General features: G+C 59.3%; 7 protein-coding genes and 1 pseudogene. 2 read left to right on the forward strand and 6 right to left on the reverse strand.

Annotated elements, in window-relative coordinates:
* Nucleotides 1–621: pseudogene (locus C7H84_RS34650) on the forward strand (PLP-dependent aminotransferase family protein); the annotation flags it as partial.
* A 320-nt stretch (nt 622–941) separates the two neighbouring features.
* On the opposite strand, the gene C7H84_RS34655 reads toward C7H84_RS34650, so the two are convergent.
* The 3 genes from C7H84_RS34655 to C7H84_RS34665 form a co-directional block, all read right to left on the reverse strand.
* A complete protein-coding gene (locus C7H84_RS34655) occupies nt 942–4430 on the reverse strand; it encodes an indolepyruvate ferredoxin oxidoreductase family protein (RefSeq protein ID WP_121863013.1) in 3489 nt (1162 codons plus the stop codon).
* Nucleotides 4431–4460: 30 nt separating this feature from the next.
* Nucleotides 4461–5168, reverse strand: a complete 708-nt coding sequence (locus C7H84_RS34660) for an NAD(P)H-dependent oxidoreductase (RefSeq protein ID WP_121863014.1) — start codon at nt 5166–5168, stop codon at nt 4461–4463.
* A gap of 222 nt (nt 5169–5390) precedes the next feature.
* Nucleotides 5391–6644, reverse strand: a complete 1254-nt coding sequence (locus C7H84_RS34665; RefSeq protein ID WP_121863015.1) for an acyl-CoA dehydrogenase family protein — start codon at nt 6642–6644, stop codon at nt 5391–5393.
* 212 nt (nt 6645–6856) lie between these two features.
* On the opposite strand from C7H84_RS34665, the gene C7H84_RS34670 reads away from it, so the two are divergent.
* A complete protein-coding gene (locus tag C7H84_RS34670) occupies nt 6857–7861 on the forward strand; it encodes a helix-turn-helix domain-containing protein (RefSeq protein WP_240462187.1) in 1005 nt (334 codons plus the stop codon).
* A 377-nt stretch (nt 7862–8238) separates the two neighbouring features.
* On the opposite strand, the gene C7H84_RS34680 is transcribed toward C7H84_RS34670, so the two are convergent.
* The 3 genes from C7H84_RS34680 to C7H84_RS34690 are packed head-to-tail and all read right to left on the reverse strand — an operon-like array spanning nt 8239 to nt 11464.
* Nucleotides 8239–9237 (reverse strand): transketolase family protein, encoded by a 999-nt coding sequence (locus C7H84_RS34680; RefSeq protein ID WP_121863016.1) that lies wholly within the window; start codon nt 9235–9237, stop codon nt 8239–8241.
* Nucleotides 9234–10079, reverse strand: coding sequence for a transketolase (locus C7H84_RS34685; protein ID WP_121863017.1), 846 nt, complete (start codon nt 10077–10079; stop codon nt 9234–9236). The genes C7H84_RS34680 and C7H84_RS34685 overlap by 4 nt, the downstream gene beginning before the upstream one ends.
* Before the next feature lie 59 nt (nt 10080–10138).
* Entirely contained in the window at nt 10139–11464 is a 1326-nt protein-coding gene (locus tag C7H84_RS34690; protein WP_121863018.1) for an MFS transporter, read from the reverse strand.
* Nucleotides 11465–11560 lie beyond the last annotated feature (96 nt).

Genomic DNA, 11560 nt, shown 5'->3' on the forward strand with positions numbered 1-11560 from the left:
CGTCGTTTATTGACGGCTTACCTCCAATTCGCCGAAGTACCCGAGCCGGCGGTAAAGAGTTTCGATTCAAAGGGATGGATCATGGCGTGCGGGGGATTTTCGAAAACCCTTGCGCCAGACTATCGGCTGGGCTGGCTAGATGGGGGGCGCTTCGCGCACGAAGTGCGGAATCTGAAATTCGCATCTAGTGCGTCGGAATCGATGCTGCTGAGCGAAACCGTCGGTTTGTTTTTAGAGAGCGGCGGATACGAGCATCACATAAGAACTGTCCGGCGACTCTATTTTTCCCAGGTCGCTACTGTGCGTGGATTGATCGCCCGTCATTTTCCAAACGGTACGCGCGCGACACAACCGGAGGGTGGATTCCTGCTATGGGTGGAAATGCCACCGACCATTGATAGCCGCGAACTCTTTCATGCGGCGCTGGAAGAACAGGTTGTCATCATGCCTGGCCAGGTGTATTCGAGAAGCAGCCGCTACCGGCATTACATTCGACTTGCGTGCTGCCAGGAAATCGACGACCGCTATGTCAACGCAATCAAGACTATCGGTCGTCTCGCGTCGGAACTACACGTCAAGGGTCGGAAACAAACGCTGCGAAGGGTCTCCACCACTGAGTAGACGCCCGCCCTTTCCCACGAAAAAGCGCGGGCGAGACTGTCGCATAGCTGTGGGCCTTGCACCGACGCGTCGACATGTCAGGCAGCATTGCTACCGCTGCCCACTGACGGCGCGTGGGATACCGCCGCGGCCAGCAGGCCGGGGGGCCTCGACGAATCGCCGCTAGACCCCAAGCCTGATGCAGCACCGCTTGCAAGAAACAGTTGAACTTGCAAGTCAACGTGCGGACTTGCAAGTTTCGCAATTGCTCCATGCTCGTGAGCCACTACGGCGCTCGCCGGCCAAGCCCCAAGGGCGATGTGCATGGGACCGAGCGGCGGTCACGCCGCTTGTTTAAACACGATGACGCGTCCTTGCAGAATGTCCCAGAGCTCTTTTTCCCGTTTCAGGGCGACCGCTATACTTCTCGCGCGTACATATCCATAGCCGCGTATTTTCTCCGGCAATGACATCAGCTCAACAGCCGCGTTGTAATGGTCCATATTAGTGGACACGGCGAGGACAGACAGGGCCATAGCGACGCATTCTTCATACCGACCGATCATCCAACGCTCCAAGCGTCGCTCCTGTGTGTAGCCAAAGACATCAAGGCGCGTGCCACGCAAACGTCGCAGTTTTGCGAGTATGCGAAAAACTGGAATGATCCAAGCCCCGTACTCAGATTTCCGCGGCTCTCCCGTTGATGGATCACGTTTGGAAAGCATGGGCGGAGCAAGGTTGAAGACCAATTTGTAATTTCTCTCAAACTGGTGCTGAAGCCGATCAAGAAAGCCACTTTGAACATGAAGACGTGCCACCTCATATTCATCTTTGATCGCGAGCAGTTTGAAATAGTACCGCGCTGCCGCGTTCGTCAACTCCGTACGCCCTCTGAAGTGCGTTTCCTCTGCCGCACGCACGCGCTCGACAAGATTGCGGTACCGGGCCGCGTAAGCTGCGTCCTGATATGACACAAGGAAGCTTTCCCGTACCCTGATGGAGTCTTCCATGCTTTCCGCAGGTGCAGGAGAAACACTCGAGACACCCGCAGCTGCCGTGGAAGCCACAACGCGACTGACAGAGTCAGCATCCATTGCAGCAAGGCGCCCCCAACGGAAAGATTCCCTGTTCATCTTGGTCGCCGCGCCATTGATATCAATTGCCGAATTGATAGATGCAGCTGAAAGCGGAATCAGACCTCGTTGATATGCAAAGCCAAGCATGAACATATTGGCTCCGATACTATCGCCCACCAAACTGGTTGCGAACCGGCCAGCATCGATGAATTCCGCGCAATCCGCCCCGACTGCATCGTTGATGTTGCTTCGCAATGCCTCCCCGGGGAACTGCATGTCGGTGTGACGTGTGAACGCACCCGGCATCATCTCATGAGTGTTGATCAGCACCCGGGTATGGCCTCGGCGCGTGGCAGCCAACGTTTTCGGATCGCCCGCTACGATCATGTCACAGCCGAGCACCAGATCCGCTCCACCTGCGGCAATACGGATCGTCTTGATGGAATCGGGAGACGGTCCAAAGCGCAAGTGACTCCACACAGATCCTCCCTTCTGGGCGAGGCCCGCCATATCCAGCAAGCCACAACCGCGGCCCTCAAGATGCGCGGCCATCCCCAGAATTGCACCAATGGTGACAACACCAGTACCACCCATGCCCGCTACCATGATGCTATAGACGCGGTCATGAATTTGAGGCAGGGCTGGCTCTGGCAGCGAAGCAAAAACCTGATCGTCTTGCACGGGCTGCGGTTTTCTCAGTTTTCCACCAAGTACGGTTACAAAACTTGGACAAAACCCCTTCACGCACGAATAGTCCTTGTTGCAGGAAGATTGGTCTATCGCTCGCTTGCGGCCAAACTCGGTTTCAAGCGGCTGGACCGAAACGCAATTGGATTTGACGCCACAATCTCCGCATCCCTCGCATACCAGGTCGTTAATCACGATACGCTTTGCAGGATCGGGAAACGCGCCGCGCTTGCGTCGCCGCCGCTTTTCGGCCGCGCAGGTCTGATCGTAGATGAGAACCGTCGTTCCCTCGACGACACGCAACTCCCGCTGCACCTGATCGAGCGAGTCCCGGTGATACGTGCTAACGCCAGCCGGCCACGAACTGACGCTGTGATACTTGTCTGGCTCATCGCTTACAACGACAACGCGCTTGACTCCTTCCGCCTGCACCTGCCGCACGATCGCAGGCACATCCAGGGGACCGTCGTGACGTTGACCGCCGGTCATTGCCACGGCGTCGTTGAAAAGAATCTTGTAGGTGATGTTCGTCCGTGCAGCGACCGCCGCGCGAATCGCAAGCAAGCCGGAATGGAAATATGTTCCGTCACCGAGATTCTGAAACATATGCGGGCGTTTCGAGAATGGCGCTTCCCCGACCCACGCCATGCCTTCGCCACCCATCTGAGTGTAACCAACGGTGGCTCGGTCCATCGACTGCGACATCCAGTGGCAGCCAATGCCTGCATAGCCCTTGCTTCCTTCAGGCAAAACGGTTGATGAGTTATGAGGGCAACCGCTGCAGAAATAGTAACTGCGGGAAAGGCTATCCACAGCTTTCTTCGGCGCACGGTAAGAACGCAGTTCTTCGACCTGACGACGCAACGATGCATCCTCCTTCAGCTCGAGAAGTCGCTCGCCCAAGGCTATGGCGACCTGATTTGAATCGAGCGCCATTTCAGGCTGGAAGAGTGTCTGCCCCGCCTCGTCCGCCTTGCCGACAACGGTCGGTGCATCTTGCCGGCCGTAGAGTTGCTCCTTAAGCTGTAGCTCAATCAGGCTTCGCTTTTCCTCGACCACAAGAATTTTTTCGAGGCCTTGAGAAAAGCGTGTCGCGCCCAGTGGCTCAAGCGGCCATACCATTCCGACCTTGTACAGGCGCATACCGAATTCAGCGGCGGTTTGCTCGGAGAGTTTCAAATCATCAAGAGCCTGCAGCACGTCGAGATAGCTTTTTCCGTGAGTAATCACGCCGAGCTTCGCCGCCGGCGGATCAATCACAATCTTGTCGATCGCGTTTGCACGCGTAAAGGCACGGACAGCGTTGAGCTTGTAGCGATGCAGTCTTGCCTCTTGTGCGTGCGGCGTATCAGGCAGGCGAATATTGAGTCCATCCTCGGGCGCCGTACAGTCTTTCGGGATATTGATGTGAACGCGATTAATATCTACATCGACGGACGCCGTCGCTTCAACGGTATCCTTGACGCACTTCATCCCAACCCAGCACCCACTATAGCGCGACAGCTCCCAGCCAATCACGCCAAAGTCGAGGACTTCCTGGATGCCAGCCGGGCTCAGCACCGGGATCATGGCGTCCACCATTGCAAACTCGCTCTGATGACACGTTGTCGACGATTCGCACGTATGATCATCGCCCATGAGAACCAGTACGCCTCCCAGCTTCGAGGTGCCCGCAAGATTCGCATGCCGTAACACATCGCCGGATCTGTCGACCCCGGGCCCCTTACCGTACCATAGCGCGAACACCCCGTCGTACTTTCCCTCCCCACCGATTTCCGCCTGCTGCGTCCCCCAAACCGCTGTAGCGGCAAGGTCCTCATTGACGCCCGGTATGAATACAACGCCGTGCGCATCCAGATGCTTTTTCGCTTTGACGAGCTGATCATCAAACGCGCCCAAAGGCGAACCGCGATAGCCTGTAACGTACCCGGCAGTATTCCTACCAGATTGAAGGTCACGTAAGTGCTGAGTCAGCGGCAACCGCACTAGTGCCTGCGTTCCCGTAATAAAGACGCGCCCCCGCTGCAGCGTGTACTTGTCGTTAAGGTCGACGGTGGTCAGACTCATCGTTTGTCTCCGTTGTGCTATCAATTTGCTCTATCCGCGATGCAATGGATGCAGTTTCTCGTCAAAGTTGTCGACACTCGGAGAAGGCAGCGCTGCCTCATCTTCAATAGAGCGGATCCGGGAGCGCAACGCATCCAGGATCTCCCCTCGTTTGGTATCCGATATATACGGGATGTGCCAGCCGACAAATGGCTCATGCACCCGGAAACCGGTGTAAGCGAGCGTGCCCTGAAGGAGATGCCTCAACATGAGATGCAAAGGGCCGTGAATACCATCAGGCGCAAACATATGCTCCTGTCCTCCCAACGTTACGCTGATCAGCGCGCGCTTCCCGCGCAATCCGCCGTGGTCATAGAAGCGCTTGCCGCCGTAAGTCACGCCCGAGACAAATACACGATCAATCCAACCCTTCACGATTGCTGGAGTAGAAAACCAGAAGATCGGAAAATTGAGTACAAGCATGTCGCACCAGAGCAATTTTTCAAGCTCAGCGCGAATATCGGCCGCGAGCGTCTGCGTAGCCACACCATGCCGCTGCTCGAGAGCGTATACGCAATAATCAGGATTCGCCGGCGCTAAAAAATCATCGGCAGAGGCAACGGGGTTAAAATTCATCTCATAAAGGTCGGAGATGCGAACTTCATGACCGCATTTCTCAAACTCTTCCGCTGCCGCAGATTTCAGTGCCGTGCTAAAAGATTTACTCTCAGGATGCGCATGGACGATTAGCACTTTCATTCCGTGAACGCACCCAATAAGCTGAACAACGTACCGACGATTATCGTCGCGGCCATGATAACTCGCCCTCCCCATTGATAACCGTGAAAGAACTCGCGACAGTCGATCTCAAATAAGATCAGCGATTCCACCGCTTCCTCCGATAAACAGATCCACATCATCCGCATCGCATTGTGTCCGCCGCACGGGCGACGAAATGATCCATTCCGGATCAGTCACAGCTCAGCCCGTTATTTCTTTACCGAATATCGACCGTGCAATGACCAGCTTCTGGATTTCGTTGGTTCCTTCGTAGATCTCTGAAATCTTGCAATCCCTATATATTTCTTCGACGCGATAGTGGGATTCATCCGCCGCGAGTTGCTCCATGAAACCATAGCCACCAAATATCTGCACGCCATCCCGCGCAAACTCACCAGCCAGATTTGTCGCGTACCACTTCGCCATTGCAGCTTCCGGCTCCGGAAACGCCTCGCCAACATCCATGCGCAACGCGGCTTTCATGTAGAGGCTGCGAGCATTCTCGATCTCGGTTGCTCGCTCGGCCAATTTGAATTGCCAATGCTGGAACTGCGCGATCGCCCTGCCGAACGCTTTGCGCGTTTTCAGGCGCTCTACGCTGTGGTCGAAAATTGCCTGCGCCATTCCCACCCCGCTCGCCGCGATACCGATCCGTCCGTAGGTCAATGTTTGCAGTGCTATCTTCAAGCCTCCACCAGGCGCTCCGACGACGTTTTCCGCGGGAACCTGCACGTTGTCAAAATAGATGTCCGCGGTCAGTTGGCCATGGTTGCCGAGTTTGCGATCGGGCTCTCCGACCAGTACGCCTGGCGAGTTTAAATCCACCACTATCTCAGTCATACGGCCTTCTTCTACGCAGAGCAGAACCACGAAGTCAGCAACCGGAGCATTCGTAATAAAGCGCTTACGCCCGGTAATCGAATAGCCGGCAGTCGCTTTTGTGGCGACAGTCTGCATGGCGTGGATACTGAGATCGGTACTGGCGTCTGGCTCCGTGGTGGCGAAGCTGCCAATTTTCTCGCCGGCGAGCAATGGTGCAAGGTAGCGGGTCTGGAGTTCGGGGGACGCGTGTTCCAACGCGTGGCCCGCCAGAATGCAGTGAACATCGACGATCGCTGCAACCGAATTGGAGTGGTATGCGAGTTCTTCGATCATTACCGCGGTGGCGGCCGCCGGGTTCTTGAGCCCGCGGCCGCCCACGGCCGCCGCGAAGGGAATACGGAACAGTCCGGCCTCCGCCATCTTGCGGAAAAGGTCGTGAGGGAAATTCGCGACCGATTCCTCCCGGTGTCCGATTCCCCACGCCACGGGGGCGACGTATTGCTCAGCAAACCGCCTGACCTCTTCCCGAATGGAGGTTGTTTCTTCCGTCGCGAGTAGGTCGTGATACAGCAACGATTGATGTCGTTGGGGTACCAGCCGGCGGCTGCTCTCGGTATCGGCTTTGAGGCTCATCTGTTCTCCTCCGTGGCCCTGCTTTCCGCCTCAGCGCGCAAGGCGCCACCGCTCAGCACAGCATCCGCAATGAGGGAGCACACTGGCACCAATCGAAGAAGCACTGCGGCGTGTCGGAAGCCACTGTTTGGTTAGGGTTCGCCTGCAGTGTCGCCAATCGAATGGGTGATGTACATTGGCGAAACTGACACATTCCATGCGATTTACGACTCATGGTGCACCGCGCTGCGATTCTTGCCTATGACGGCTGCTATGCCTCGAGCCTCGGCGGTTTTGCCGACGTACTGCAGGTGGCGAACTCCCATTTGCGTCAGCAACAAGGGGCCGGAAGTTCTCCGTTCGAGTGGCACTTCATGTCGACGGACGGTGGCGTGGTTACGGCGAGTAACGGATTGCAGCTACAGACGACCAGATTTGGGTCCCGCGATCGCTTCGATCTCGTTTTTGTCCCGAGCGCGCACTACGGCGGTCGCAAGGCATTCGATCAGCTGCTAGCCGGCCAGTCGGAAGTCTGCGCTTGGCTTTCCTCACAATGGAGCAAAGGCGCCGTTCTTGCCGCCAATTGCACCGGCACTTTTATCCTTGCCCAGACCGGATTGTTGGACCAGAGACTTGCGACGACGACCTGGTGGCTCGAAAAGCAGTTTCGCTGCCGATTCCCTGCGGTCGACCTTCAGATCGAGCCAGTTCTGACCGAGGTAGACCGCCTGATCTGTGCAGGTGCGTCCGCGTCATACCTCGTACAGACAATTCGCGTAATAGAACGTTTCTGCGGCTCAGTCATTGCTTCTCAGTGCGCAAAGACAATGCTCATTGACGTAAGTCAGACCAAACAAACGCCCTATCTGCCCCTTCTGGCAGACAAGGCGCACGCAGACCACCTGATTCATCAAGCGCAACACCATCTTCAGAAACACATGACCGATGACGTGCGAATAGCCGATCTCGCCTCGACTCTTGGAGTGAGTGAAAGAACGTTGATTCGACGATTCAGGTCAGCGATCGAACGCACGCCGCTCGCGTATCTTCAGGACTTGCGACTCGAAGCCGCCAGGGGAATGCTGGAAGCCGGCGGACTCGGCGTCGAAGAGGTGGCGTCCCGAGTGGGATATCTCGACTCCAGCTCGTTCTCTCGACTTTTCCGACAGAGAATTGGGATGAGTCCGGGAGCATATCGTAACCGCTTCAAGTTGCCCGCCGAATCCGATCAGCCTTGATTAGCTGTGAAACTTCGACGCTGTTTGCCTTACACGTTTCGATCAAGGAGTACAGGTTGGCCGCCGCGTTCGCGGCGGACCGTGTCGTAGAAGCCAGTTTTTTCGGCCGACTGTAAATGACGTGATCGTGCTTTCGCACGCGTTGTTCGAGATCGGCCAGCCACCGCCAGCGAGCACGAGATAATCGCGACGCACGTTGAGCTTGCTGCCGGCCACGGCCCCGTTGCCACGCCAACGGATTGGCTTGATGCGCGTAGGCAGCCGGGGCATTCACCGACGCTCGAACCGCCGGGCGCAGGTATCGGACGGTCCGATGAGCGTCGATGCCCCAATGGCTTCCTTGCGCATCTACACGCGGGTACCGGATCGTCAGCCGATCATCCGAGCCACGACCGGATATTGGCGCGCATCGCGCCAGCCGAGATTCCGTATCGGTCATGCAACGTCGGCAGCGCGCCCGCGGCGAGGTACGCATCCGGCAGCGCGATCTGCCGGAACGGCACCGCCACGCCCGCCGCGAGCAACGCGGTCGCGACCGCTTCGCCGAGCCCGCCGATCACCGTATGGTTCTCCGCGACGACGACCATGCGCCCTTTCCGCGCGGCCTCGCGGACGAGGGTCGCCGTATCGAGCGGCTTGATCGTCGGCACATGCAGCACGGCGACATCGACGCGATCGGCTTCGAGCGCCTTCGCTACCTCGAGCGCACGCATCGTCATGATGCCAGACGAGATCAGCAGCACGTCGTTGCCGTCGCGCAGCAGCTTGGCCTTGCCGAGTTCGAAGCGGTAGTCGTATTCGTCGAGCACGGCCGGCACGTTGCCGCGCAGCAGGCGCGCATACACCGGCCCCTTGTGCGCGGCGATGGCCGGCACCATCTGTTCGATGTCCAGCGCGTCGCACGGATCGATCACGGTCATGTTCGGCATCGCGCGCATCAGCGCCAGATCCTCGGCGGCCTGGTGGCTCGGCCCGTAGCCGGTCGTGAGCCCCGGCAATGCGCAGATCAGCTTCACGTCGAGATTGTCCTCGGCGATCGCCTGATGAATGAAGTCGTACGCGCGGCGCGTCGCAAACACCGCATAGGTCGTGACGAACGGCTGCGCGCCTTCGTGTGCGAACCCCGCGGCGGCCCCCATCAGCAACTGCTCGGCCATGCCCATCTGGTAGTACCGCTCGGGGAATGCCTTCGCGAAGATGTGCAGGTCGGTGTATTTGCCGAGATCGGCCGTCATGCCGATCACGTTGCCGTTCGTGCGTGCGAGTTCGGTCAGCGCATGGCCGAACGGCGCAGAGCGGGTCGCCTGCCCTTCGGCTGCGATGGACGCGATCATCGCCGACGTCTTCAGGCGCGGCTTGTTGTCGACGGTGCTCATGCGTGTCTCCCTGCTTCAAGTGCGTCGAGCGCGAGTTGCCACTCGTGCGCATCGACGCGGATGAAATGGCTCTTCTCGCGTGCTTCGAGGAACGGCACGCCGCACCCCATCTTCGTGTCGCAGACAATGATCCGCGGCTGAGGTGCTTGATGCCGGCGCGCATCGTCGAACGCGCGTTTCACCGCGTCGATGTCGTTGCCGTCCACGCGTTGCACGTACCAGCCGAACGCCTCGAGCTTGTCGACCAGCGGCTCGAACGCCATGACCTGCGTCGACGGGCCGTCGGCCTGCTGGTTGTTCACGTCGACGATCGCGATCAGGTTGTCGAGCTTCCAGTGCGCGGCCGACATCAGCCCTTCCCAGATCGCGCCTTCGTCGAGCTCGCCGTCCGAAAACAGCGTATAGACGAACGCATCCGAGCCCTTGCGCTTCAAGCCGAGACACCGGCCGACCGCGATCGTCAGCCCCTGCCCGAGCGAGCCGCCGGACATTTCCATGCCGGGCGTGTAGCTCGCCATGCCGGACATCGGCAAGCGACTGTCGTCGCTGCCGTAGGTTTCGAGTTCGTCGGCCGGCAGGATGCCGGCTTCGAACAGCGCCGCGTACAACGCGATCGCATAGTGGCCGTTCGACAGCAGGAAGCGGTCGCGCCCTTCCCACTCGGGATCGTCGGCGCGATAGCGCATCGCGCCGAAATACGCGACGGCCAGCACGTCGGCGATGTCGAGCGCCTGGCCGACATAGCCCTGCCCCTGCACTTCGCCCATCAGCACGGCGTTTCTTCGGATGCGGTACGCGCGCTCGGCGAGCGTGACCGCTTCATGGATGGTTTCGGTAGCCATCGATCACTCCAGTATCGGGTCGGAAAGAATGCAAATGAATCAGCAGTTGTCAGCGGTTATCAGCGGTTCACGGATCGGGGCACGAGGAACACCAGCAGCGCACCAACCGTGATCGCGACGGAGATGAACACGAGGCCCGCGGTGGACTTGCCGGTCAGGTCGTTCAGCCAGCCGACGATCGCCGGCGAGAAGAAGCCCGCGAGATTCGCGAAGCAGTTGACTGCGGCGATGCCCGCCGCCGCCGACATCCCGCCCAGCAACGCGGTGGGCAGCGACCAGAACTGCGACGACGACGCGAGGATGCCGGCCGACGCGATGCTCAGGCACACGATCGATGCGCCGACGCTGCTGAGCATCGGCAACGTGGCGAAGCCCGCCGCCGCGACCAGCATCGGCACCGCGAGATGGAAGCGGCGCTCGCGGCGACGATCTGCGCTGATGCCGATCAGCGGCAGCGCGACGATTGCGCACGCATACGGAATCGCGGTGAAGAGGCCGACCCACAGCGGATCGGCCACGCCCGCCTTGCGAATGATCGTCGGCAGCCAGAACGTAAGGCCGTACTGCCCGAGCACCACGCAGAAGTAGATCGCGGCCATCAGCCACAGCCGGCGGTCCGCGACGAAGGTCCGAATCGACAGGTGGGCGGTGGTGTGCGCGGCGTCGGCCGACACGTTGCGCGCGAGCAAGGCTTTTTCGGCGTCGGTCAGCCATTTCGCGCTGGCGATGCCGTCGTCGAGATACAGCAGGATCGCGAAACCCAGCACGAACGAAGGCAGCGCCTCGAGCAGGAACAGCCACTTCCAGCCGGCCATCGACATCGCGCCGTGCAGCGAATGCATGATCGCGCCCGACAGCGGCCCGCCGATGATCCCGGCGAGCGGAATCGCCATGAAAAACAGCGACAGCGCCTTCGCGCGCCGCGCCGACGGGAACCAGTACGTGAGGTACAGAATCACGCCCGGCGCGAAGCCGGCTTCGGCGACGCCGAGCAGAAATCGCAGCACGTAGAACGCGGTGGGCGACTTGACGAACACGAAGCTCGCCGAGATCACCGCCCAGGTCAGCATGATGCGCGCGAGCCAGCGGCGCGCGCCGACGCGATGCAGGATCAGGTTGCTCGGCACCTCGAACAGGAAATAACCGAGGAAGAAGATGCCGGCGCCCATCCCGTAGACCGTCTCGCTGAAACGCAGGTCGTTGAGCATCTGCAGTTTCGCGAAGCCGACGTTGACGCGGTCGAGATACGCGCCGAGGTAGCACAACATCAGGAACGGGATCAGCCGTCGCGCGACCTTCGCGTAGGTGGCCGCTTCGAACGTCCGCGCGTCGTCCCGTTGCAGCATCTCGCCCTCGACGGGCGGTGCGGGGTACTTTGCTCTCATCTTTGTCTCCTGCCATGGCCCCGGGTTGTCCCGGGTGCATGATGATCGGCGCCGCGTATCGGGCGGCGCCATTCTCAGTGAATCTATATGAACGCG

Source organism: Burkholderia sp. Nafp2/4-1b (genome assembly GCF_003635165.1).
Taxonomy (GTDB): Bacteria; Pseudomonadota; Gammaproteobacteria; order Burkholderiales; family Burkholderiaceae; genus Burkholderia.

Excerpts from the sequence above, each read along its gene's own strand:
- C7H84_RS34655 (WP_121863013.1), bottom strand. The coding sequence starts at position 4,430 with ATGAGTCTGACCACCGTCGACCTTAACGACAAGTACACGCTGCAGCGG.
- C7H84_RS34660 (WP_121863014.1), bottom strand. The coding sequence starts at position 5,168 with ATGAAAGTGCTAATCGTCCATGCGCATCCTGAGAGTAAATCTTTTAGC.
- C7H84_RS34665 (WP_121863015.1), bottom strand. The coding sequence starts at position 6,644 with ATGAGCCTCAAAGCCGATACCGAGAGCAGCCGCCGGCTGGTACCCCAA.
- C7H84_RS34670 (WP_240462187.1), top strand. The coding sequence starts at position 6,857 with ATGGTGCACCGCGCTGCGATTCTTGCCTATGACGGCTGCTATGCCTCG.
- C7H84_RS34680 (WP_121863016.1), bottom strand. The coding sequence starts at position 9,237 with ATGAGCACCGTCGACAACAAGCCGCGCCTGAAGACGTCGGCGATGATC.
- C7H84_RS34685 (WP_121863017.1), bottom strand. The coding sequence starts at position 10,079 with ATGGCTACCGAAACCATCCATGAAGCGGTCACGCTCGCCGAGCGCGCG.
- C7H84_RS34690 (WP_121863018.1), bottom strand. The coding sequence starts at position 11,464 with ATGAGAGCAAAGTACCCCGCACCGCCCGTCGAGGGCGAGATGCTGCAA.